Genomic DNA, 1,218 nt, shown 5'->3' with positions numbered 1-1,218 from the left:
CTATCTGCTGTTAGATTTCAGAAGTATAGCTTAATTTTTGACTGATATTTTGCGAAAAATTAAGGAATAGACTCTTGTTCCGAAATCAAGAATCCACAATTGTTTGAATGCCTTGAATTTGGTATAAAAAGTTATAGTTTTTTCATTACCTCGATTAAGTTTTCTACTTGTTCGATATTGACAGCAGCAAAGTTGGCAATACGAAGTTGTGTAGCCTTAAAATCGCCATAACCCGAGCCAATAACCATATTATCAGAAGTTTTGACAGCATCGATAATGTCAGCAGCAGATTTTCCTACGGTATTTACTACTACTACTGTTTGCGAACGGTGTTCAGGATTTTGTACGAAAATGTCTAGGTAATCACATTTTGTAGCAAAATCATAAAGCATTTTCGCTTTGCGCTCAGTTTCTTTACGAATTGTTTCGATACCAATTTTATTCATGTCTTCGGCTACTTTTCCTAATACATAAATCCCCATTACGTTTGGTGTTTCTGGTGTTTCGAATTTCTCGAAGTTTTTCCAAAGCGAAGGTAAAGTATGATAAGTACCGATGATACCATCGTTTTTCTTTAATGATTTAGCTTTATCGAGCATACTTTGATTGGCAATCCAGCAGCCCAAACCAGCAGGCATCCCAAATGATTTTTGTACAGAGAAAAACGCTGTATCTATCAATTCAAAGTCTAAATCAGGATATGGAGCCGACGATACCATATCCACAGCTACGAATTTATCTTTATTACCACGTTTGAGTTTATGAATCTCAGAAGGGCGCATTTGTACACCCGAAGACGTTTCGTTGGCAGTGGTACAAATCAATTCGGCATATTGTGGTACTTCGATTTCGGCATAGTCAAATCCCTCACCAAATGGTTTTTCATATTTGTGAGCAAATTTGCCTAGTTCTCCTGAAAAGTCGTAAAATTTCTTTGAAAAAGAGCCATTTACCAAGTGAAAACTTTCAAACTCTACGGTGTTTTGGATGATTCTCTCCCAAATTTCTGTGGCAGAGCCAGTAAAGAAAATACCCGATGATTCAGGGATATTCATCAGCGTACGAAGTTGCTCTACCGTATGCTGATAAATCTTACGAAACTGAGCAGAACGGTGCGAAATAGATCCTAATTGAAGGTCAAACGCATCGCGATAGTGTTGTTCAACAGTTGGAAAAAGTTCGGCTGGACCTGGGGTAAAGTACGTTTTACGCATGAAT

At 37.7% G+C, this 1,218-nt stretch carries 1 protein-coding gene; it reads right to left on the bottom strand.

The window, feature by feature from the left end; translation table 11 throughout:
- Positions 1–131 precede the first annotated feature (131 nt).
- On the bottom strand, positions 132–1,218 hold a 1,087-nt coding region (locus ACOVQ4_RS06775), incomplete at its 5' end, for an aminotransferase class V-fold PLP-dependent enzyme (RefSeq protein WP_421819894.1).

Source organism: Flectobacillus sp. (assembly GCF_049240685.1).
Taxonomy (GTDB): domain Bacteria; phylum Bacteroidota; class Bacteroidia; order Cytophagales; family Spirosomataceae; genus Flectobacillus.
This window is presented reverse-complemented; position numbering and strand designations above follow the sequence as displayed.